The organism is Deltaproteobacteria bacterium (assembly GCA_005879795.1).
GTDB lineage: Bacteria > Desulfobacterota > Binatia > DP-6 > DP-6 > DP-6.
Genome location: VBKJ01000135.1, coordinates 40,276 through 61,739 on the forward strand (window position 1 = coordinate 40,276; position 21,464 = coordinate 61,739).

General features: G+C 73.3%; 21 protein-coding genes and 1 tRNA gene. 13 read left to right on the plus strand and 9 right to left on the minus strand.

Features of this window, described 5'->3' with window-relative positions:
• Positions 1-182 precede the first annotated feature (182 nt).
• The 3 genes from E6J59_09450 to E6J59_09460 all read right to left on the minus strand — a co-directional run bounded on the left by E6J59_09450 (position 183) and on the right by E6J59_09460 (position 4,573).
• Positions 183-2,951: a glycosyl hydrolase gene (locus E6J59_09450; protein TMB20194.1), complete on the minus strand. Its 2,769-nt coding sequence runs from the start codon at positions 2,949-2,951 to the stop codon at positions 183-185.
• Positions 2,952-3,695: 744 nt separating this feature from the next.
• Positions 3,696-3,779, minus strand: a tRNA-Leu gene (locus E6J59_09455).
• An 89-nt stretch (positions 3,780-3,868) separates the two neighbouring features.
• Entirely contained in the window at positions 3,869-4,573 is a 705-nt protein-coding gene (locus E6J59_09460) for a HEAT repeat domain-containing protein (protein ID TMB20195.1), read from the minus strand.
• Positions 4,574-4,693: 120 nt separating this feature from the next.
• Between E6J59_09460 and E6J59_09465 the strand changes: the two genes are divergently transcribed.
• Positions 4,694-5,476 (plus strand): J domain-containing protein, encoded by a 783-nt coding sequence (locus E6J59_09465; GenBank protein TMB20196.1) that lies wholly within the window; start codon positions 4,694-4,696, stop codon positions 5,474-5,476.
• A gap of 40 nt (positions 5,477-5,516) precedes the next feature.
• On the opposite strand, the gene E6J59_09470 is transcribed toward E6J59_09465, so the two are convergent.
• Positions 5,517-6,152, minus strand: a complete 636-nt coding sequence (locus E6J59_09470) for a DUF309 domain-containing protein (GenBank protein TMB20197.1) — start codon at positions 6,150-6,152, stop codon at positions 5,517-5,519.
• Here E6J59_09470 and E6J59_09475 point away from each other — a divergent pair.
• Both E6J59_09475 and E6J59_09480 read left to right on the plus strand, forming a co-directional pair.
• On the plus strand, positions 5,734-7,065 hold the full coding sequence (locus E6J59_09475) for an acyl-CoA thioesterase (protein ID TMB20198.1): 1,332 nt from the start codon (positions 5,734-5,736) through the stop codon (positions 7,063-7,065). The two genes, E6J59_09470 and E6J59_09475, sit on opposite strands and share 419 nt — an antisense overlap.
• A gap of 3 nt (positions 7,066-7,068) precedes the next feature.
• Positions 7,069-7,836 (plus strand): SDR family oxidoreductase, encoded by a 768-nt coding sequence (locus tag E6J59_09480; GenBank protein ID TMB20199.1) that lies wholly within the window; start codon positions 7,069-7,071, stop codon positions 7,834-7,836.
• Between the two features lie 36 nt (positions 7,837-7,872).
• On the opposite strand, the gene E6J59_09485 is transcribed toward E6J59_09480, so the two are convergent.
• Together E6J59_09485 and E6J59_09490 are read right to left on the minus strand one after the other, a co-directional pair.
• Entirely contained in the window at positions 7,873-8,403 is a 531-nt protein-coding gene (locus E6J59_09485) for a PadR family transcriptional regulator (protein TMB20200.1), read from the minus strand.
• Between the two features lie 200 nt (positions 8,404-8,603).
• On the minus strand, positions 8,604-8,837 hold the full coding sequence (locus tag E6J59_09490) for a hypothetical protein (GenBank protein ID TMB20201.1): 234 nt from the start codon (positions 8,835-8,837) through the stop codon (positions 8,604-8,606).
• 78 nt (positions 8,838-8,915) lie between these two features.
• On the opposite strand from E6J59_09490, the gene E6J59_09495 reads away from it, so the two are divergent.
• The 7 genes from E6J59_09495 (at position 8,916) to E6J59_09525 (ending at position 15,928) form a co-directional block, all read left to right on the plus strand.
• Positions 8,916-9,707 carry a GNAT family N-acetyltransferase gene (locus E6J59_09495; GenBank protein ID TMB20202.1) on the plus strand — a complete coding sequence of 264 codons (792 nt, stop codon included), beginning with the start codon at positions 8,916-8,918 and terminating at the stop codon, positions 9,705-9,707.
• Complete coding sequence (locus tag E6J59_09500) at positions 9,704-10,987, plus strand: MFS transporter (protein TMB20203.1); 1,284 nt, start codon at positions 9,704-9,706, stop codon at positions 10,985-10,987. Before E6J59_09495 ends, E6J59_09500 begins: the two co-directional genes overlap by 4 nt.
• Before the next feature lie 2 nt (positions 10,988-10,989).
• Positions 10,990-11,376, plus strand: a complete 387-nt coding sequence (locus E6J59_09505; GenBank protein TMB20204.1) for a phage holin family protein — start codon at positions 10,990-10,992, stop codon at positions 11,374-11,376.
• A complete protein-coding gene (locus E6J59_09510) occupies positions 11,376-12,548 on the plus strand; it encodes an acyl-CoA dehydrogenase (protein TMB20205.1) in 1,173 nt (390 codons plus the stop codon). Before E6J59_09505 ends, E6J59_09510 begins: the two co-directional genes overlap by 1 nt.
• A 2-nt stretch (positions 12,549-12,550) precedes the next feature.
• Positions 12,551-13,687: an acyl-CoA dehydrogenase gene (locus tag E6J59_09515; GenBank protein ID TMB20206.1), complete on the plus strand. Its 1,137-nt coding sequence runs from the start codon at positions 12,551-12,553 to the stop codon at positions 13,685-13,687.
• Positions 13,688-13,702: 15 nt separating this feature from the next.
• The gene (locus E6J59_09520) at positions 13,703-14,638 is read left to right on the plus strand and encodes an LLM class flavin-dependent oxidoreductase (protein TMB20207.1); all 936 of its coding nucleotides are present in this window, start codon (positions 13,703-13,705) and stop codon (positions 14,636-14,638) included.
• A gap of 90 nt (positions 14,639-14,728) precedes the next feature.
• Complete coding sequence (locus tag E6J59_09525; protein ID TMB20208.1) at positions 14,729-15,928, plus strand: hypothetical protein; 1,200 nt, start codon at positions 14,729-14,731, stop codon at positions 15,926-15,928.
• A gap of 25 nt (positions 15,929-15,953) precedes the next feature.
• On the opposite strand, the gene E6J59_09530 is transcribed toward E6J59_09525, so the two are convergent.
• Complete coding sequence (locus E6J59_09530) at positions 15,954-16,859, minus strand: hypothetical protein (protein ID TMB20209.1); 906 nt, start codon at positions 16,857-16,859, stop codon at positions 15,954-15,956.
• Between E6J59_09530 and E6J59_09535 the strand changes: the two genes are divergently transcribed.
• Both E6J59_09535 and E6J59_09540 read left to right on the plus strand, forming a co-directional pair.
• Positions 16,807-17,025 carry a helix-turn-helix transcriptional regulator gene (locus E6J59_09535; protein ID TMB20210.1) on the plus strand — a complete coding sequence of 73 codons (219 nt, stop codon included), beginning with the start codon at positions 16,807-16,809 and terminating at the stop codon, positions 17,023-17,025. The two genes, E6J59_09530 and E6J59_09535, sit on opposite strands and share 53 nt — an antisense overlap.
• A 57-nt stretch (positions 17,026-17,082) precedes the next feature.
• Positions 17,083-18,054: a hypothetical protein gene (locus E6J59_09540; protein ID TMB20211.1), complete on the plus strand. Its 972-nt coding sequence runs from the start codon at positions 17,083-17,085 to the stop codon at positions 18,052-18,054.
• A gap of 49 nt (positions 18,055-18,103) precedes the next feature.
• On the opposite strand, the gene E6J59_09545 is transcribed toward E6J59_09540, so the two are convergent.
• On the minus strand, positions 18,104-19,234 hold the full coding sequence (locus E6J59_09545) for an LLM class flavin-dependent oxidoreductase (GenBank protein TMB20212.1): 1,131 nt from the start codon (positions 19,232-19,234) through the stop codon (positions 18,104-18,106).
• A 46-nt stretch (positions 19,235-19,280) separates the two neighbouring features.
• A complete protein-coding gene (locus tag E6J59_09550) occupies positions 19,281-20,111 on the minus strand; it encodes an alpha/beta hydrolase (protein ID TMB20213.1) in 831 nt (276 codons plus the stop codon).
• 76 nt (positions 20,112-20,187) lie between these two features.
• Here E6J59_09550 and E6J59_09555 point away from each other — a divergent pair, with 76 nt between their 5' ends.
• Positions 20,188-21,414 (plus strand): molybdopterin molybdotransferase MoeA, encoded by a 1,227-nt coding sequence (locus E6J59_09555; GenBank protein ID TMB20214.1) that lies wholly within the window; start codon positions 20,188-20,190, stop codon positions 21,412-21,414.
• The last annotated feature ends 50 nt before the right edge of the window (positions 21,415-21,464 follow it).

Genomic DNA, 21,464 nt, shown 5'->3' on the forward strand with positions numbered 1-21,464 from the left:
TGCCCCTCGCGCACAGCCCGGCGGCGCGCCACCTGCCGGGCTTCCTGCCGGCACGGCGGGACTGAGCGAGCCCGCTTTGTGCGGTGTCCGGAATGTGCAGGGAACGGCCCGGCATGAGCCGCGGTCGAGCCGGCCCCGTTCGAAGCCCGACCCCCCGCGGTCTCGGAAGCGCCGTCGGCCGCCTACGGCGAGACCGCGAAAGCGCCCGCCAGCGGCAGGTCGCGCGACGACGGCCCGACCTCGACCGTGTACGCGATCGGCTCGACGACGAGTGCGCCTGCGCCCGCGTCCCAGTACGCGAGGTCTGGTGCCCGCACCTCGAACGGGACCGTGCGGGTCTCGCCGGGCTCGAGGTGGACCCGGGCGAACGCCTTGAGATCACGCACCGCACGGTCGACGCGCGAGCCCCTGTAGCCGACGTAGAGCTGCGCAACCTCGTCGCCTGCGACGGGGCCCGTGTTCGTCACGTCGGCGGTCACGCGCACGCGGCCCCACGGTGAGGCGGTCGCAGGTGTGATCGCGAGGTTCGAATAGCGGAACGTCGTGTAGGCGAGCCCGAAGCCGAAGGGGAAGAGCGGGGCGGTGTCGTTCCGGTCGAGGTAACGGTAGCCGTGGAAGTAGCCGTACTGGACCGCGGGGCTCGTGTCGTCGAACGGCGGGAGGTCGCTCTCCGCGCGCGGGAAGGTGACCGGCAGCTTGCCGGACGGATTCACGTCGCCGAAGAGCACCTCGGCGATCGCCGTCCCGCCGGCCTCGCCGGGATACCAGGCCATCAGCACGGCGGCCACCTGGTCGAGCCAGGGCATCAGGAGTGCCCCGCTCCCCTCGAGGACGACGAGGGTTCGAGGGTTCGCTGCCGCCACTGCCGCGACGAGCGCATCCTGGTCGCGCGGCAGGGCCAGCGACGGGCGGTCGCCGATCGTGATCAGTCCCTCGCCCTCGTCCTGGAACGTGAGCCCGACGACGACCACGGCCGCGTCCGCCGCCGCGATCAGCGCCAGATCGGCGGGGGAGGGTGAGCTCGTGTCGACGTAGGCGACCGTCACGCCGCCGGCGCGCGCGCGGATGCCGGCGAGCGGCGACACGGCAGAGGCGGGAACGACGAGGCTGCTCCCGTGGTCCCCGAGGTCCGCCATCGCGGCGAGCGGCCCGACGACCACGAGCGAGCGCGCGCGCGCCGCGTCGAGGGGCAGCGCCCCGGCTTCGTTGCGGAGCAGCACGATCGACTCGCGGGCCGCCTGGAGGGCGAGCGCCACGTGTGCGGGGGTCTCGACCTGGGTCGGGTCCACCTTCGGCGGGTCGGAATCCAGGCGGAAGCAGAGCTGTACGCGCAGGGTGCGACGCACGGCATCGTCGATCGTCGTCAGGCGCACCTGGCCGGCCGTCACGGCATCGGCGAGCGGCTTGCCGAAGTAGCTGGGGGCCGGCATCTCGACGTCGAGCCCCGCCTCCACCGCGGGCACCGTGCTGCGCGTTCCGAGGACCCAATCGGACTCGACGAAACCCTGGAAGCCCCAGTCGCCGTCGAGCACCTCGCGCAGCAGGTGGGTGTTCTCGCTGCAGTGCGCGCCGTTCACCTGGTTGTATGCCGCCATGACGGCGCCCGCGTGCCCCTCCTGCACGGCACGGCGGAAGTGTGGGAGAAAGACCTCGCGTAGGGACCGCTCGTCGACCGCGACGTCGACGGTGAAGCGGGTATCCTCGATGCTATTGAGCGCGTAGTGCTTGGGGTTCGCGATCACGTGGCGCTGTGCACCGCGCACGAATGCGACCCCCATGCGGCCCAGGTGGACGGTGTCCTCGCCGTAGGTCTCCTGCGCCCGCCCCCAGCGCGGGTGGCGCAGGATGTTCACGACGGGCGCAAGGATCATGCTCCCGCCCTTCGCGCGGGTCTCGACGCCGATCGCCTCGCCGACGCGCTCCTCGAGCGCCTCGTCCCACGTCGCGCCCCTCGCCATGCCGACCGGGAAGCACGTCGCGTTCCCGCTGACGGCGCTCACGCCGCGCGCCCCGTCGAGCATCCCGATGCCGGGGATGCGCAGGCGCGCAACCGCCGTGATGCGACCTGCGAGACCCGGGGTGAAGAGGCTGACGCCGTGCATCTGATCGAGCTTCTCGGCGAGGGTCATGCGGGCGAGGAGTCGATCGATGCGACGCTCGACCGTCGCGCCCGTATCGCCGCAGAAGCCCGGGTTGGGGCGCTCGGCCGCGAGCGCGTCGTCGGCGGCCGCGCCGGCCACGCGGAGAAGGCACTGCGCGAGCGTGCCGCCGTCCGCCGGCGCGTCGCACGGGACGCCGAAGTGGGCCGCGCCGAGCGCCGCGCCCCCGCAGCGGGCGGCAATGCGGGCCGCCGCCCGGCTCCCGAGCCGCGCGAGCCGGGCGGCGAGCGGCGGGTATTCGGCACAATCGCTCCCGGCCGCGAGGGCGCGCGGCGGATGCCGGTGGCATGCCGTGAGGAGGTGAACGCGGCCGAGGAGCACCTCGCGCGTGCGGCCCGTCGCCTCGAGCTGGCACGCCCGTGCTGCCTCGGGCAGTGCGGCGGGCGCGGCGTCGGAGACGGCCAGCACCGCGTCTGCGTCGGCATCGTGGGTGCCGACGAGGCAGCCAGCGACCGCGTCCGGGGTGCGGGCGTCGGCGCAGTCCCCACCCAGGTGGAGCGCCGCCGCGGCCTCGACCGAGCACGCGCGGCCGAGGCGGCGGCGCGCGGCCCGCGCCGCGGCCGCCCGGCGCCGCGCAATCGCTGGGTCGGCGAGGCAGTCGGTGCTCGCGGCCCGCGCCCCGGTCGCCACCGCGCGCGCACACGCGGCAAGCAGCCCCGTCGAGCGAGCGAGCAGGCGCGGTCCCACCCTGGCGAGCGCCCGCTCGCACCGCCGTTCGGCGGGTCCAGTGGCGCGCGCGGCGCCGGTCGCGAGCAGGATGACGAGGAGTCCCGCCGCCCCGCACGTAGGCATGGCGCGACTCGCGCGCGGCCCGACGACAGTTCGCTCGAGCGTCACGGCAGCGTGCGGCTCTCGCTCGTCGTCGGCCCTCCGAGATCTCCGGCACCGAACGACGCCGGTCGGAACGCGAAGGCATCGTCCGTGATCGTCTTCGGCTGGACCGCGGTGGCCGCGAGCGACAAGGGCTCCCTCCGATTACGTCTGCCTACCCCAATGAGATCCCCTACCTCAAGGGAAATGCCACCAGTGCGGTGCGACCGGGCCAGGGCCACCCGTGGCGACGTGGTCAGTCGGCGTACCCGAGCGCAAGCAGTCTGTGGCGCTGCTCACCGTCGTCGCGTCGTCCATCCGCCCCCCTCCATGACCGCCAACCCAGGCGGTTCGCGCGCCAGCGTCATCGCTCGACACGCTCATCTGGGAAATGGCTAAAGCGTGTGGCCGACGAGGTCAGTGTGCCGTTCCCGGAAGACATCCACTTCCAAGGTGAGCCGGAGCAGAAGTAGCCCGCGCAGTGAGGGAGACGGTCCGGGGACTACCCTGCGGCATGCCCGCCCTCCGTGCGACGTGAGGTTCCCCGATGGACGCGACCATGACAAATCCGAGAGGCCCGCGTCGCTGTGAACGCGCTGGAGGCTGCTCTCTCAAGGCCGGTGCCGCAAGAGCATCAGCGGGCGGTGCAGGCGCTCAGCCTTGCCATAGAGCCCGAGGCTGAGCCGACACGGGTGTTCGCATGATCGTAAGTGGCTGGATCCTGACTGCCGAGGAGGGGAGTCGAACCCCTACACCCTCGCGGGCGGAGGATTTTGAGTCCTCTGCGTCTGCCAGTTCCGCCACCTCGGCGCGCGCGCCAGCGTAGCCGCTTCGCGCGGCACCCGCCAGCACGGGACCATCGAGGCGCTGCCGAGCGCCCGGCGCACCGCGCCTGACGGCTACGGCTTGGCGGGCGCACCCCCCTGGTCCCGGCGGTCGACCGCCAGCGCGCGCGGCACCACCGCGGGTGCGGGGCGCGCGCGGATCTTGCGGGCGGCTTCCGCTGCCAGGCTGCGCAAGAGCGGGTCCTGCGCGTCCCTGGCCAGGACCTCGAGCGACGGCAGGGCGGCCGGATCACCGATGTCGCCGAGCGCGAAGATCGCATTGCCGCGCACCGCGGGGTCGACGTCGCGCGAGAGGAAATCCATGATCGGTCCGGTCGCGCGCGTGTCGCCGATCCTGCCCAGGCTGGCGAGGATGCGTTGCTTGGTGCCGAGGTCGGTGTCGCGCATGAAGAGCTGCTGGACGAGAAGCGGAGTCGCGTCCTTGGCCTTGATGTGGCCGAGCGTGTCGATCGCCTTGATGCGCACGCGCATATCGGGGTCACTCGCCGCCGCGACCAGGTATTCGGTCGCCTTCGGATCGTCGAGCTGCCCCAGGGTGCGGATCGCGTCGAGGCGCTCCTCGACGTCCTCGCTCTTCAGCTTGCGCGCGCTGTCACTCAGCTTCTGGCTGTTCTCCGGCTTGCGGTAGCGGTCGCGGAGGTGGCCCCGGGGAGAGTCCTCCTGACCGAAGGGCACGATGGCGTCCTGCGCGAACGCGAGCGCCGGGAGAAGGACGGTGGCGAGTGCGAGCCGGGCGCTCGGCCGCGCGCGGGGCGACATCGCGCGGAGTCTCGCGCAGGCCGGCGCGGATTGCAACCGACCGCGGACCACGCGCAGAAAAATGGCTTCCGCCCGCCGGAGGTTCTTGCTAGAAGCGGCGCGCACCGAAGGCACGGGGCGATGGGACGAGCGACGACCAGCCGGCGGGCGACCCTGGACGGCCTCGCGCGCATCCTCGATGCGGGGGCGCCCGAGGAGCTCTTCACCGGGCCGCAGGAAGAGGCGCACTTGCTATACGGGCTCCTCGTCGATGCGGCCCGGGGGCGCAGGTCGGCGCACTACTGGGAGATCTGCCGCACGGCCCGCCGCCGGGGCGTCGTGCCCGAGTACGTCGCGGATCGCGCCGCGGTCCTGCTCGCCACCATCGAGGACCGGCGGCGGACGGACCTCTACCGCATCCTCGGCGTGCCCGCGCTGTCCTCCGGGGAGACCATCCGCGAGCACTGGCTCGAGCTCGCCAAGCGGCTTCATCCGGACGTGGGCGGCGACGGCGCGCGGTTCCGCCGGGCGCAGCAGGCCTATGAGGTCCTGCGCGACCCCGCGCGCCGCGCCGAGTACGAGCGCTTCTGGCTGCGTGCGCTCGGCCCGTTCGAACGCGTGGCGCCGCGCGAGGACCTCCCGCCGCTGGAGGTGATGGGGGCGACGGTTCTGCCCGTGCGGCGTCCGCCGGTCGAGGAGCCGCTGCACGCGGCGCCGCCCTCGGTCACGGAGCCCGCCCTGGCGCCGGTCGCAGGGGCCGACGTGACCGGCGTCCTCGCGCGCATCACGGCGCTCCTCGCCCCGATCGGCGCTGCCGATCTGGAACGCCTGCGGGGCGAGGTGGCGCGCGCGATCACCGACCTCGAGACCGTGCGCGACGAGCTCCGCGCGCTGGCGAGCCTCAAGCTGGCGCTCGACGCGTAGCAGCGCAGCGACGGCGGCTGCGGCCCCCGGACGTGCGCTCCTACTCCGCCGCGAGCGCAAGACGCGGCGGCTCCTCCGCCGGCGTCTCGCGGCGCGCGAGCGCCGCCTCCCAGGGCGCCGTCGCGGCGAGGAGACGCGCCACGTCGAGCACCGGCAGCGTCGTCGTGGGCACGCTCGCGAGGCGGCTCCGTCCCTCCGCGAGCAGGCTCCGTGCCCCGCGCGGGTTCCCGTGCGCGAGGTGATGGTAGGCGACCGCGATCTGGATCACGCCCTGGAGCGCCTGCCGCTCCGCACCGGCCGCGGTCTTCCACGCCGCCTCGAGCACCTCGTGCACCTCGAAGAAGAGCCGCTCGTTCCAGAGCGCGGCGGCGACGCGGCAGGCGCGCACGACGCCGGCGCCGGCGGGGCCCTGCCGAAAGGCGGCGGCGGCACGCAGCGCGCGGCTCGCGTGTGCGGCCACCGCTGCCGTGTGCGGCGCGTGCACGGGAAGGAGCGCGCGCCCGCCCGGGTCGATCAGGTGCACGGCCGCGAGGCGCGCTGCGGCAGCGGGCGGCGGCGCGGCGGTGGGCGCGGCGAGCCAGCCGAGCGCGGCGGTGGCCGCGTCGTCCTCGCAGGCGGCGAGCGCCAGCTCCGCGAGCGCGTTGCGCAGCGGGAGCGGAAAGCCGGGTGTGGCCACGCGCGTCTCTCCCCTGTTCTCGGCGTCCCTGGTGTGCTACCAGGCCGGCGTCGTGGGTCCTGTCTACACCGCGCACGTCACCGTCCGCCACGACGAGCTCGACCGCTTCGGGCGCCTCCACCCGGGCGTGTACCTCCGCTACCTGGCGCACGCCGCGGTCGAGGCGAGCGCGGCGGCCGGCTGCGACGGGGCCTGGTATGCGCGGGCGGGCGCGATGTGGCTCGTCCGCCGCTCGACGCTCGCGGTGGCGCGCCCCGCGCGGGCGGGCGAGCGCCTGGCGATCCGGACCTGGGTGGAGGACTTCCGGCGCGTGCGCTCGCACCGCCGCTATGCGGTGCAGGCCGCCGACGGCGCACCCGTCCTCGATGCGCTCACCGACTGGGTCTACGTCGACGTCGAGAGCGGGCGGCCGCGCCGCGTGCCGCGCGAGCTGGAGACCGCTTTCGGCTTCGAGGCTGGCAACGGGCGTGGACGCGACCCGTGGAGCGCGCCCGCGGCGCCGCCGGCGCCGGCGCAGGGCGCGCACCGCGTGCGTGCCTGCGAGGTGGACTCGATCGGGCACGTCAACAACGCCGTCTACCTCGACGTCGCGACCCAGGCGGTGCTGGATGCGATCGAGGACGCGGGCTGGTCGCTCGATCGCATGCTCGCGGCGGGCCATGTGCCGGTCCTCACGCGCGCCGACCTCGAATACCTCGAGGGCGCGCGCTACGGCGACCGGCTCGAGGTCGCGACCTGGTTCACGTGGGCGCCCGAGGCGCTCGACGCGCACCAGCGCATCGTGCGCGCGGGCGGCGAGCGCCCGCTCGTCCGGGTGAGCACCCGCTGGCGCTGGGTCGCCGCGGCGGGCGGCGAGCCCCTCGCGGTGCCGGACGGCGTGCGCGCCGCGCTCCGGCCGCTGTTCGCGGCCTGAAGAATGGCGGACACCACGGCGCTCGCGGGCCGCGTGGCCGTGGTCACCGGGGCGTCGTCCGGCATTGGCCGGGCGGTGGCGCACGAGCTGGCCGCCGCGGGTGTGCGCGTCGTGCTCGCCGCCCGTCGCGCCGGCCGGCTCGCGGAGGCGGTGGCGGCGATCCGCGCCGCCGGCGGCGGGGCGGAGGCCGTCGTCACGGACCTGCGCGACGAGGCGGCGGTCGAGCGGCTCGTCGAGGGCGCGGTCGCGCGCCACGGGCGCCTCGATGCGCTCGTCAACAATGCGGCCGTCGGCCACATCCGTCCCGTCGCCGAGGGGCGAACCGAGGAATGGCGCGCCGTCCTCGAGACCAACGTCCTCGGCACGCTGGTCGCGTGCCGCGCGGCGCTCCGTCACATGCTGCCGCGCGGCGCGGGCGACATCGTCAACATGACCTCGGCCTCGGCGCACGAGGCCTGGCCGTACCTGGCCGCCTACTCGGCCTCCAAGGCGGCCGTGCACACGCTCTCGCGCGCGCTCCGCGCCGAGGTGGCGGCGCAGGGCATCCGTGTGATGACGATCGAGATCCACAACGTGGCGACCGAGTTCGCATCCAACTTCGATCCGGCGCTCCTGCCGGCGGCGACGGAGCGCTGGAAGGAGCTCGGGCTCCTGAATCCCCACACTCCGCTGCTCGCGCCCGAGGACGTGGCCCGCGCGGTCGCCTTCCAGCTCGCTCAGCCCGCGCACGCGAGCGTCCACCACCTGACCCTCCGCTCGCGCGCGAACTAACCGTGGGACGGGGCACGCCCGTGCGTCGGCGCCCGGCTACGAGGCGCGCGCCAGCGGGGGCGCGCCGAGGAGCGCGCGGCAGCGGGCGAGCCAGCGCAGGTGCGCCTCCGCCTGGCCGAGCGCGGCCTCGTGCGCGAGCCGGCGGGTGACCGGCGCGTCGGGCCGAGCCGCCTCCTCGCGGACGAGCGAGAGGTAGCGGCGGTACTCGGTCTCCTGCCGCTCGAGCTGGGCGAGGACCGCGGCCGGCCCGCCACGCTCTGCCGCCAGCAGGCGGACGAAGATCTCGTCGCGCAGCGGCGCCGGCCAGCCCGGCCGCCGGGCGAGCCAGGCGCCGAGCGCCCGCTCGCCGCGGGGGGTCAGGCGGAAGACGCGGCGCGTGCGCGTGCCCACGTCCTCGTCGCGCCGGGCGACGAGCCTGCGCCGCTCGAGCTCGTGCAGGAGCTGATAGACTTGCCCGATGTTGGGATGCCAGAAAGGCCCGATCCGCCGGTTGAAGCGCTTCAAGAGCTCGTAGCCGTGCGCTTCACCTTCGCCGAGCAGCGCCAGCAGCGCGTACCTCAAGTGCATGCCCCTGCCCTCCCCGCCGGGGCGGGAAGCGAGCGGCGTGCCAGCGGCGGAAGCGCGTAGATCTCGTGTCCGCGGTGCGCGCCCGTCAGCCGAGGCTGACGGCCGCGCCCCCTCCGCGCGGCCGGTGCTGCGACCGGTCCGTGACCGGCCGTTCACACCCGCCGGGCCCGCTCGGCGCGGCTCGTCCTCGCGCGGTCGGCTCAGCGGGCCGGACCCGGCTCCTTCTCGTCGTCCAGCGTGGAGTCCTGCTCGCCCGCGTCGCTCGTGACGGTGCCCGGTGGGGGTGTGATGCCAACCGCCTGACTCCAGTCGATGTCGTCGTCGACCCCCTCCGCCGCCTTCTCGCGCCGGTCTCGCTTGCGAGCCTCCTTGGCCTCGTGCTTGGCCTTGCGCTGGAGCTCCTTGGCCCGCTTGTTCGAGCGGAATCGCGCCATGGGGATTCTTTACCAGGCGATTCTGCCTTCGTCCACGGCGCACTTGACTCGCCGGAGGGCGCGTGCGAGCGCGATCCCATGTCGCCGCCGGAGCGCGCCGAGTTGCTCGCGCTGATGGATGCCAACATGGTCGCCGTCTACGTGGCCGACACGCGCGCGACACCGGGGGGAGCGGTCGCGGAGACGCCTGGCCTCGTCATGTGCCGCACGCCGCACGGCACGGTCGCGACCAACATGGCGATCGTCACGGGCCGGACCGACGCTCCGAACCTGCGCGCAAGGGCGCTCGCCTTTTACGGGCCGACCGACAGCCCCTTCTCGGTGTGGACGCGCGAGCACGCCGACGCGGGGCTGGAGGCGGACCTCGGCGCGTCCGGCTTCCATCCCATCCATCGCGAGCCCGGCATGGCGTTGCTCCCGGGCGCCGGGCGTCCCCCGCCGCCGCCCCCCGGGGTCGCCATCCGTCCCGTGACCGACGACGCCGGCCGCGCGGACTACGCCCGTGTCATCGCCCGGGCCTTCGCGCTCTACGGCGCGCCCGAGGCCTCGACCACCGAGCACTTCGCCCGCCTTGCGGGCGTCGTGGGGCCGACGACGCAGGCCTACCTCGCCTACCGGGACGGGCGCGCGGTCGCGGGCGCCATCCTCTACATGGCGTACGGCGTGGGCGGCATCGGGTGGGTCGGCACCTTGCCCGAGGAGTTCGGGCGCGGCTACGGCCGGGCGGTCACCTGGGCGGCGATCACGGAGGGGCTGCGCCGCGGCGCGCGCTTCACGAACCTCCAGGCCTCGCCCATGGGCGAGCCGATGTACCGCCGCATGGGCTTCACGACCGCGACGCACTACCGCTGGTTCCTGGCCACGACGTGAAGACGCGCCCGGCGCGGATCTTCCACGGCTGGTGGATCGTTCTGGTGGCCTTCATCTGCCACGCCGTCAACACGGGCATGATCTTCTATGCCTGGGGTGTCTTCTTCACGCCGCTGGCCGCGGCCTTCGGCGGGCACGTGCCGGTGGCGAGCGGCTTCTCGGCGCTCCAGTTCGCCGCCGCCGGCTACTCGCTCCTCGTCGGCCGGGCCGTCGACCGGCACGGCGCGCGCCCGGTCGAGATCGTGGGCGCGCTCGTACTGGCGGCGGGCTTCCTCCTGCTCTCTCGTGCGCACTCGCTCGCCGCGCTCTATCTCTGCCTGGCCGGCCCGGTCGCGCTCGGCTCCACCTGCATCGGTCACCTGCCCAACAACTCCGCGGTGGCGCGCTGGTTCGTGCGCCGGCGCGGCCGGGCGCTCGGCATCGCGACCGCCGGCATCTCGGCGGGCGGGATCGTGTTCGCGCCGCTCGCCGAGCGCCTCGTCTCGGCCTTCGGCTGGCGGGCGGCGTTCGCCGTGCTCGGCGTGCTGGAGGCGGCGATCGTCCTCCCTCCCGTGATGCTCCTCATGCGCCGCGACCCCGCCGACCTGGGCCTCCTCCCCGACGGGCTCCCCGCCGCGGGCCACGCCTCGCCCGCCGACCTGGCGCTCGCAGAGCACGAGATCGAGCGCTCGGTCCGGCCGGAGGCGGCGGTCCGGCAGGCGAACTTCTGGCTGCTGGCGGCGGCGTTCAGCCTCACCATGGCGGGCCTCGCCTCGGTGCTGCTCTACCAGATGCCCTTGCTCGTGGACCGCGGGCTGCCCGAGTCGGTCGCCTCGCTCGTCCTCGGCGCGACCGCGGCCATGGGCGTGGTGGGGAAGCTCGGCTTCGGCGCGTTGCTCGACCGCTTCGACCAGCGGCGCGTGGCCGCCGTGTGCTTCTGCCTGCAGAGCGCCGGCGTCCTCCTCCTCTGGACGACGCGCAGCGAGCCGCTGCTCGCCTGCTACGTCGTCCTCTACGGCTACGCGATGGGCGGCAACGCGACGCTGCTCGCGAGCCTCAACGCGGCGGCCTTCGGCCGCCTCCACTACGGCGCGATCGCGGGCCGCATGAGCCCTCTCCTGGTCCTCGCGCAGGGGATCGGCGTGCCGGCGACGGGCTACCTCCGCGACCACACGGGGAGCTACGGGCCCGTGCTCGGGACGGTGCTCGCGGCGAGCCTCCTCGCCGCGGGCATCGTGCTCCGCGTACGCCTCCCGGGGCGCTTGCAGCCCGTAGCGGCTTCGCATACGAACCCGCGCTGACCATGCGCGGGCTCGTCATCCGCTGGCTGGTGAGTGCGACCGCCCTCTATCTCACGAGCCTGATCGTGCGCGGCATCGATATCCAGGGGGTCACGGCTCTCCTCTTCGCCGCCATCACGATCGGCGTGCTCAACGCCCTCGTGCGTCCCGTGATCCTGATCCTCACGCTGCCGCTCAACATCCTCACCCTGGGGCTGTTCACGCTGGTGGTGAACGCCGGCATGCTGTGGATGGCGTCCAAGGTGGTGATCGGGTTCAGCGTGCACGGTTTCTGGTCGGCGCTCGGCGGCTGGCTGCTCATGTCGTTCTTCACCTTCCTCATCAACCTCCTGATCGGCGAGACGGGGAAGATCGAGATCGTGCACGTGCGGCAGGTCGTCCGCTTCTGATGCGCTACGCGTACACGTCCGAGCAGCTCGCGTGGCGTGACGAGGTGCGCCGCTTCCTCGCGACGGCCGTCACGCCGGCGCTGGTCGCTGAGATGCGCCAGGCGGGCAACGAGGGGGACGGACCGCTGGCGCGCGCCTTTCACCAGCAGATGTTCGAGAAGGGCTGGTGGGCCATCGGCTGGCCGACGGAGTTCGGCGGCCTCGGCAAGTCCGCGGTCGAGCAGTACATCTTCATCGAGGAGATGATGGCGGCGGGCGCGCCCGCCATGCGGCTTGCGGTGAGCTCGGTGGCGCCCACCATCCTGCGCGTCGGCACGGAGGAGCAGAAGGCGCACTGGCTGCCGCCCATCCTCCGGGGCGAGATCGACTTCGCCGTCGCGTACTCGGAGCCCGACGCGGGGACGGACCTGGCGAATGTGAAGACCCGCGCCGTCCTCGACGGCGACGAGTGGGTCATCAACGGGCAGAAGATCTGGAACACCGGCGCGCATACCGCGAGCCACAACTGGGTCGCGGTCCGCACCGAGCCCGAGGCACCCAAGCACAAGGGCATCTCGATGATCATCGTGCCCATGGACCGCCCGGGCATCACCGTGCAGCCGCTCTGGACCTGGTCCGGCATACGCACCAACGCGGTCTTCTTCGAGGACGTGCGCGTGCCGCGCGATCACCTGGTGGGGGAGCGCGGCATGGGCTTCTACTACGCCATGATGGCGCTCGACTTCGAGCGCATCATGATCGGCTCGGTGGGGATGATCCGCCGCATGCTGGACGAGCTGATCGCCTTCGTGCGGCGCACGAAGCGGGACGGGCGCCCGCTCGGCTCCGTCCCGTGGGTGCGGCGCGCGCTCGCCGACCTCGAGATGCGCGTCGAGGTGGGCCGGCAGATCGGGCTCCTCAACGCCTGGCTCATCGACCAGGGCGAGGTGCCGACCAAGGAGGGCTCGATCGCCAAGGTCTACGTGAGCGAGCTGAACGCGCATCTCGCCTCGGTCGGCATGGAGATCCTCGGGCTGGCCGGCCAGCTGGCGCCCGACGACCCGGCTGCGCCGCTCGCGGGGCGCCTCCAGTGGCTCTACACGACCGCGCCGATGCAGCGCTTCGGGGGCGGCACCAACGAGATCCAGCGCGCCATCATCGCGCAGCGCGGGCTCGGGCTGCCGCGGAAGTAGGGATGCAGCTCGCGCCGACGGAAGAGCAGGAGGCGATCCGGCAGGCGGCGCGCCGCTTCCTCGCCGCCGAGATCACGCGCGAGCGGCGCCTCGCGTGGGACCGCACCCCCGAGGGGCACGACCCGGCATTCTGGGAGGCGGTCGCCCGCCTCGGCTGGTTCGGCTACGGGCTCCCCGCGGCCCACGGGGGGCAGGGGGCGTCGCTGCTCGATGTGGGGCTGCTCGTCGAGGAGCTCGGCCGCGCCGCCGCTCCCTTCGGCGTCTTCGCGGCGATCGCGGGCGGGCTCGCTCTCGCGGCGCTCGGCACGCCGGCGCAGAGGCGCGAGTGGCTGCCAGCCATCGCGCGCGGCGAGAAGCTGGTGACGCTCGCGGTCGCGGAGGAGAGCGCGAGCGCAGCCCCCGCCGCCTTCGCGACCGTCGTGCGCCGAGGCGGCCAGACCCTGCGCCTCGAGGGCGAGAAGCGCTACGTCCTCCAGGGCGTGACCGCCGCCGCCTTCCTGATCGCGGCGCGCGATGGGCGGGGCGTGTCGGCCGTCCTCGTCCCGGCCGACGCGCCGGGCGTGAGCGTCCGGCCGCAGAAGACCTTCGGCAAGGACCGGCAGAGCGCCGTGCGCTTCCGGGACGTGGCGCTGCCGCGGAGCGCGCTCGCGGGACGGCCCGGGGCCGCCTGGCCGCGTTTCGCCGCGCTGCGCGCGCGGCTCGCCGCCCTCCTCTGCGCCGACATGATCGGTGGCGCCGGCGCGGTCCTCGAGATGACGACCCGCTACGTGTGCGAGCGCGAGCAGTTCGGCGTGAAGCTCGGCACCTTCCAGGCCGTGCAGCAGATGGTGGCGGTGATGGCGATCGAGCTCGAGGGCGCGCGGCACGTGACCCGCCAGGCGCTCTGGCGCCTCGCCGAGGGCCTGCCGGCGGCGCGCGAGGTCGCGGTCGCGAAGGCGTGGACGGGTCGCGCCTACCGCGAGGCAACGCTCACCGCCCACCAGCTCCACGGCGGCGCGGGCTATGTGATCGAGCACGAGCTGCACCGCTACTCGGCGCGCGCCAAGGAGGCCGAGCTGCGCTTCGGCTCGACCGAGGAGTGGCTCGAGGCGCTCGCCGACGAGCTGCGGCTCGCGCGCGACGGCGCCCGCTCGCGATAGGAGGCTCTCAGCGCCATGCGCTTCGGCATCCACGCCGGCCCCCAGGACTGCTCGATCGCCGATCTCCGCCGTCTCTGGCGGATCGCCGACGAGCGCGGCTTTCACTGGTGCTCGGTCTGGGACCACCTCTTCTCGGTGTCCGACCTCTCCGACCCGGCGAAGCCTGCCTTCGAGGGTGTGGCGACCATGGCCGCGCTCGCCTCGGAGACGAAGCGAGTGCGGGTCGGCTGCCTGGTCTTCTGCGTCTGCTACCGACCCGTCGGTCTTCTCGCGAAGGCGGCGGTCACCATCGATCACCTGAGCGGCGGGCGCTGCGAGCTCGGCATCGGGGCGGGATGGAACGAGATCGAGGCGCGCGCCTTCGGCATCCCGTTCCCGTCGATCAAGGAACGGCTCGACCGGCTCGAGGAGACGGCGAAGACCCTGCGCGCCCTCTTCGACGGCGAGCGCGTCACGCTCGCGGGCCGGCAGCTCCATCTCGAGGACGCGCTCTGCGAGCCGCGGCCGCTGCAGCCGCGCCTGCGCCTCTGGATCGGCGGGCAGGGGGAGAAGCGTCTTCTCCGGCTCGTGGCGCGCCACGCCGACGGCTGGAACGTGCCCTTCCTCGCGCCGGAGATATTCGCACAGCGCAACGCGACACTCGACCGCTGGTGCGAGCGCGAGGGCCGCGACCCGCGCGCCATCACGCGCACCGTCAACCTGGGCCTGGCCCTCGGCCGGGACGTGGCTCAGGTCCGCCGGCAGGAGGAGAGCCTGCGTCTCATGTTCGGTCCGATGACGGATTTCGTGCGGCCGGGCATCCTGGTCGGCACGCCGCCTCAGGTGGTCGAGCGCGTCCGGGAGTACGCCGCCGCCGGGGCGGAATGGGTCATCCTGGCCCTCCGGGCCCCCTTCGACTGGGAGGGCCTCGACCTCTTCATTCAAAAAGTAATGCCGGAGTTCCCGGCCTGACCGTTCGGGCAGGCTTTTCGACGGCTCGGCCCGAAGGGTGTTGACCGCCCGGGTTGCCGGGCTACGATGTCACGCACCCAGGAGGGAGCCATGTCAAGCGTCCGCCGTCTTTCCCTCGTCCTGGCCCTCGCGACCGCAACCGCGCTCGCCGTGACGCCGCCGGCCCACGCGCGCCGTACCATGAAGCTCAAAGTCCCGCGCTTCGTGGTGCCGCCGCGCAGTGACCGCGAGGTGTGCACCTTCGTCCGCCTGCCGATGCGCAAGACCTTCGACCTGGGCGGCTCGGTCATCGCGAACGTCGGTATGAACTCGACCTTCACCAGCCATCACTTCCTCATCTGGGTGTACAACGGGACCGACCTGAACGCCTTCCCGCCCAAGGGCCAGCTGGTCGACAGCAAGGCCTGCCTCGACTTCGGTCCCACGGACACGAACCGGCGCACGTTGATCGGTGGCTCGCAGCAGCCGTTCCTCCAGGTGCGCCTGCCCGAAGGCCTGGGGCAGCAGATCGAGCCAACCGTGAGCGGCGATCAGCGGGCGGCCGGCATCATCCTGAACTCCCACTGGATCAACGGCTCGAACGCGCCGCAGCGCGCCGCGGTGAAGATCAAGCTGATGGCGGCACCGAAGCACTCGGTGCGCCAGTACGTGCTCCCGCTCTTCGACGTGGTCGCCAACGGGTTCATCGATGTACCGCCGGGCCAGAAGACGTCCGTGCACTGGGACTGGCGGCCCAAGGGGCTCGATTTCGGCGGCTCGCTCGGCGGCGGCGCCTTCCCGAAGGGCCCCGCCTGCGTCACCTCGCTCACCTCGCACATGCACAAGCGCGGCACGCTCTTCACCATCGAGTTCCTCGACGGCAGCACGGTGGTCGAGTGTGGACCACAAGGGACAACAACGTGTCTGACCGCCACGGACTACGCTGACCCGCCGCAGATCCCGTTCGACCCGCCGCTCCTCGTTAACGTGGGCCAGGGTCTGCGCTACACGTGCACGCACGCCAACGGCACGGACGGCCGCCCGATCAAGATGGGCTGCGAGGAGCAGCCCGGCGTGACCCCCGGCGTGTCCGCGGCGACCGCGCTCTTCTCCCACCGCGGCTTCACGGGTGCGGCCAAGCGCTGCGAGACCGACGCCGACTGCGCCGGCTTCGGTACGGGCAAGTGCGTCCCGGCGAACCTCGTCTTCGGCTTCACCTCCGACGACGACATGTGCATCATGCCCGGCGCGTGGTACCCCGCGAACGCGGCCGGCAACTGCGACCTGAGCGGCCTCCCCCTGCTGAACTAGGCTTGGCGGCCGGCGGGTGCGACGCTCACTGCCGCGGCGACCAGCCCGCGCAGCGCAGGAGCTTCGATTCCCAGCGGTCGCGGTAGCGCAGGCCCTCCTCCATCCAGCCACCGGGCTCGGCGGGCGGCTCGCCCCGGGTGAGCAGGCGCGAGAACTGGCTCCAGTCCTCGATCCTCTGGAGCAGGACGACCTCGTGGTGGCGGCCCGTGCCGGGCGCGACGGTCCAGCACGCCGCCACCGAGATCATGTGCGTGCGCCGCGTCTGCGGGTAGAAGATGGTGCCCAGCGCCTCGACGTAGTCCTCGAGCTTGCCGGCGAAAGGCCAGCCGGTATCGTGGAGGTAGAGCGCGGGGGTCTCGGTCTGGTTTGCGGAGGGCGCGGCCGCGAGGTCGACCTCCCGGAGCGGCGACCAGGGAACGGGCAGCAGGATCTTCGCCGTCACCTCGCGGCGGAGCGTCCACACCCGGCGCTGCCAGGCGCGGAAGCGCGGATCGCTCGCCCCGCGCGCGACCAGCGCGCCCCACGTGGCCCAGTCGCGCACGGCGGTGATCGACACGGCCTGGTAGCTGGCGCCGGTGCCGTGCGCGAGCTGCCAGAACCAGAGGAGGCGCGCGCCGTCGCCCTCCTCGACGAGCGGGCGCCACTCCGCGCGCACCGCCTCGCCGAACTCCGCCATCTTGCCGCCCAGGATCTCGTGCACCTCGTGGACGTAGATCATGGCGCCCGCCATAGCGAGATGCCATCGCCTCGCGCAAGGCACGCGGCGCGATCTCGCCGCAAGCGCTCGCTTTTTGCCGCCGTGCTGGGGCGAGCGCCGCGTCGAACCGCGCGGGCGGGCGCCGCTGCTCGTGGCACGTCGGTTGCTCAGTCGAGCCCCCATGCCTGAGACCACGCGCAGCCTGATCCGCACTCTCCGCCAGCAGCTCGGCATGACGCAAGAGGAGTTCGCGCACCAGATCGCGGTCACCGTCTCGACCGTCAACCGGTGGGAGAACTCGCATGCCGAGCCCTCGAAGCTCGCCTGGAAGGCGATCCGCGACCTGGCGACGCAGCGCGGCCTGCCGACGGACACGGGAACCGCGAGCGGAACGTACTGACCGACCGGTCCGCCCCCCGCTTGACCCATCCGGGTCCGTGCGGGACAAGCGAGGCCGATGGTACGGGCGTCCCCTCTCGTCCTCGTACTGCTCGCCCTGCCCGCGCTCGCCTCCGCCGCGACCTTCCGCGCCCATCTCCGCCGACCGCGACACGGGCTCCAGATCCGCCTCTCCCCCATCACGGTCGCGCCCCGCTCGGAGCGCGAGGTCTGCCAGCTGGTCACGCTCCGCAACCGCCGCGCCATGGATGTGAGCGAGATCACGATGGCGATGCCGAGCGGCGCCACCTACGCGAGCCATCACTTCGCGATCTTCCTCTACCAGGGCGAGAACCCCGAGCGCATCCCGAAGGGGCCGTTCGACCGCGTCGGCTGCGCCGGGGTCGGCGACCAGATCGTGTCGCCGATCGTCGCCTTCGTGCAGCGCCCCCGGCAGACGATCCGTTTCCCCGCCGGCGTGGGGGTCGGGCTCGGGCCGCACCAGCGCCTGCTCCTCAACTCCCACTATCTCAACGGCGGCACCGAGCGGGTGACCGTCGACGTCGCGGTCGACTTCCGCGCCGCGCGCAAGGGGACGGTGCGCCACCACACGCGGAGCTTCCAGCTCGGCACGCTCGCCATCGACGTGCCCCCCGGTCAGGCGGGCAGCGCGAGCGCCTCGTGGCTCGCGCCGTTCCCGATGAACGTCGTGTGGGTCAGCACGCACAGCCACAAGCACACGCAGTCGGTGGACGTCGACCTGGTCCGCCAGGGCGTGGTCGGGCCGCGGGAGCTGGAGACGCTCTCCTACTCGGAGCCCACGGTGAAGCTGTACGACACGCCGCTCCGCCTCGAGGCGGGCGACGGATTCCACTGGACGTGCAACTACCGGAACGACACGCCGACCCGGCTCACCTTCGGCGTCACCAGCAACGACGAGATGTGCTTCACGGTGGGCTTCTTCTACCCGGACGACGACGCGGCGCCGCTGCCGCCCGTGGCGCGCTGCTTCGGGGGCGGCGGCGGGCTCGTCTGCCCGTTCAATCACTGAGGGCTTCCAGCCGCCCCCCGCGCCTACCGCCTGGTGTGGAGCGCCCCTGTCAGCCGCGGAAGCGCGGCATGATCTCCTTCGCGAACAGCTCGATCGAGCGCATCACCTTCGCGTGCGGGATGCGGTCGGCCTGCATGAGCGCGATGAAGTGGTCGAGTCCCGCCTTCTGGTAGCGCTCGACCTTGCGCACGCAGTGGTCGACGTCGCCGACGATCACCATGTCCTCCCGGTCGAGGTCCTCGAAGGTGCATTCGCCGCGCTGCATCTTGACGATGATCGGGTACTCCCTGGCGATGAGATCGCGGTAGGGCGTCGACTTGATCTCGAGCTCGGCGTACTCGCGCTGCATGCCGCGCCCGCTCGGGTCGGCGAAGCCGCCGAGGACGCGGAAGGCGTAGAGGAGATAGTTGATCGCGGCCTCGGTGCCGCCGTTCGCGACCGCCGCCTCGTGCGTCTCGGCCACGTGCACGATCGTGAACGCGCCCACCCTGTCGTTGACGAACCTCCCGACCGGCTTCGCGTGTGCGAGCGCGGCGCGGTAGGCGCGCACGCGGTCGGCGAGCTGGGGGACGCTCACGAAGAGGGTGAGGCCGAGGATGCCGATCCCGTTGCCGCCGGCGATCTCCCAGGACTGCGGGCTGGTGGCCGCCATCCAGATGGGCGGATGCGGCTTCTGGAGCGGCTTCGGGAGGATGCTCCGCGGCGGCACCGAGACGAACCGCCCCGCGTACTCGAACGGGTCCTCCGTCCACATGCGCGGGATCATCTCGAGCGACTCCTGCCACATCTCGCGCGAGAGCTCGGTGTCCACCTCGAAGCCCGCCTGCTCGAACTGGCTCGAGCGGCCGGTGCCGAACTCGACCCGCCCGTCGGAGAGGATGTCGAGCGCCGCGACGCGCTCGGCGACGCGGATCGGGTGGTTGAACTTGTGCGGCAGGAGGACGACGCCGTGCCCGAGGCGGATGCGCCTCGTGCGCTGCGCGACCGCGGCGAGGAACACCTCGGGGGCGGAGGAGTGCGCGAACTCGTTCAGGAAGTGGTGCTCCACCTCCCACACCGTGTCGTAGCCGAGCCGGTCGGCGAGCTCGATCTGCTCGAGCGCCTCGTGATAGCAGCGATACTCGCTGCGCTCGTCGTGCGGCTTCGGGGCCTGCAGCTCGTAGAGGAGGTCGAATTTCATGCCTGGCCGTATGCGCCAGCCGGGCGCGGTCCTGCAAGCGGCGGCCTCAGAGCCGGTGCCGCGCCAGGAACGGCCGTACCGCGCCGATGAAGCCGCTCGGGTTGTCACCCATCACCGAGTGGCCGGCGCCCGGCACCTCCACCACCGTGCTCCCCGCCAGCTCCCGCACGAAGCGCGCCGCCGCCTCGCGCGAGAGGATGGCGCTCTGCGCGCCGCGCACGAGGAGCGTCGGGCAGCGGATCTGCCGCACCTGCTCCCACAGGCGCTCGAAGTCCGCCTCCAGCCCACCGCCGCCGATGCCGGGGTCGAACTTGTAGCTCCAGCGGCCGTCGGCGCCCTGGCGGAGCGCGTGGCGGAGGCGGGCGCGGATGTTCTCGGCCGAGCGGAGGGGGTTGAACGCCTGGGCGCGCGCGACTGCCTCCTCGAACGACGCGAAGTCCCGCACCTGGAGCTGCGCCGCGATCGCCTTGCCGCCCGTCTGCGAGATGGTGGGTGTGACGTCGACCACGACCAGGCCGGCGATCCGCTCCGGGTGGGTCGCCGCGAAGGCGATCGAATTGAGGCCGCCCAGGCTGAGCGCCACGAGCGTCGCGCGCTCCCAGTTCCGGTCGTCGAGGAAGGCGCGGATGTCGGCCACGAAGTCGTCGCGGCGGTAGCGGCCCCCGGGCGCCCACTCGGTGTCGCCGTGGCCGCGCTGGTCGAGGGCGAGCACGTGGTGGTCGCGCGCCAGGTCGGGCGCGACCTCGTCCCAGCTGTGCGCGGTCTGCGCGCCGCCGTGGAGGAGGAGCGTGGGCGGCTCGCCCCGGGTGCCCCAGTCGAGGAAGTGGAAGCGCAGCCCGTTCAGGCTCGTCGTGCCGTCGGCGGGGGAGGCGGTCATGACGCACGCCTAGCCCGGCGGGCCGCCGTCTGTCCAGGCGTTGACGCCCACCCCGGGGGCGGCTATCGCTCGGCCGGTGATCCCGGTCGGCGAGGCGCTCGCCACGGTGTGCGCGGCGGCCCCGGTGCTGGGCGACGAGCGCGTGACGCTCGCCCAGGCGCTCGGCCGCGTGGCGGCGGCCGACGTCGTCTCCGCGCGCGCCGTCCCGGCGGCGCCCAACTCGGCGATGGACGGCTTCGCCGTGCGGCACGCCGACCTGGCGAGCGCGCCCGCGTGCCTGCGCGTCGTCGCCGTCGAGCCGGCGGGCAGCGTCGTCGACACGCCCGTGGGGCCCGGCACGGCGGTCAAGCTCTTCACCGGCTCCGTGATCCCGCGCGGCGCCGACACCGTCGTCAAGGTCGAGGACACCGAGGAGCGCGCCGGCACGGTCGTGGTGCGCGCGGCACCCCCGTCCGGCGCGAACGTGCGCGCCGCGGGCGAGGACATCCGGCCCGGGCAGGTGGTGATTGCTGCCGGGACGGCGATCGGCCCCGCGGACCTGGGAGTGCTCGCCTCGATCGGCTGCGCGACGCTCGCCGTCCACCGCCGCCCGCGGGTCGCGATCCTGCCCACGGGCGCCGAGCTGGTCGAGGTGGATGAGACGCCGGGGCCGGGCCAGGTCGTCAACTCCAACGCCTACTCGCTCGCCGCCGCCGCGCGCGAGGCGGGTGCGGAGCCGCTCGTGCTGCCGATCGCGCGCGACCGCGCGGCCGACATCCGCGCCGGCCTCGCCCGGGCGCTCGACGCGGACGTCGTCCTCACCAGCGGCGGCGTCTCGGTGGGCGAGCTCGACCTGGTGAAGGACGCGCTCGCCGCCGCCGGCGTCGAGCGGATCTTCTGGCAGGTGGCGCAGAAGCCGGGGCGGCCGCTCGTCTTCGGCCGTCGCGACGAGCGGCTCGTGTTCGGGCTTCCCGGCAATCCGGTCTCCGCGCTGGTGTGCTTCTACCTCTACGCGCGGCCGGCGCTCCGCCGCATGCAGGGCCATCGCCGGCTCCACCTGCCGGTGGTGCACGCGATGCTCGCCGCGCCCGCGCGCAAGGTGAAGGGCCTGACCGAGTTCCTGCGCGTCCGCCTCGAGGAGACGGGCGACGGGCCCGTCGCCACGGCGCTTGCCGCGCAGGGTTCCGGGGTGCTGAGCGCGCTCGGGAGCGGCGCGGCGCTGCTCGTCGGTCCGCCGGAGCTGGCGGAGCTGCCGGCCGGGAGCCGCTTTCCCGTGATCGTCCTCGGCGGGGCGACGCTCGCACGCGAGGCGCCGCCCTTCTGAATCCGGAGTGACGCAATCCATAGTGCAATCCTGGGCGTCGCGCGCCGGCC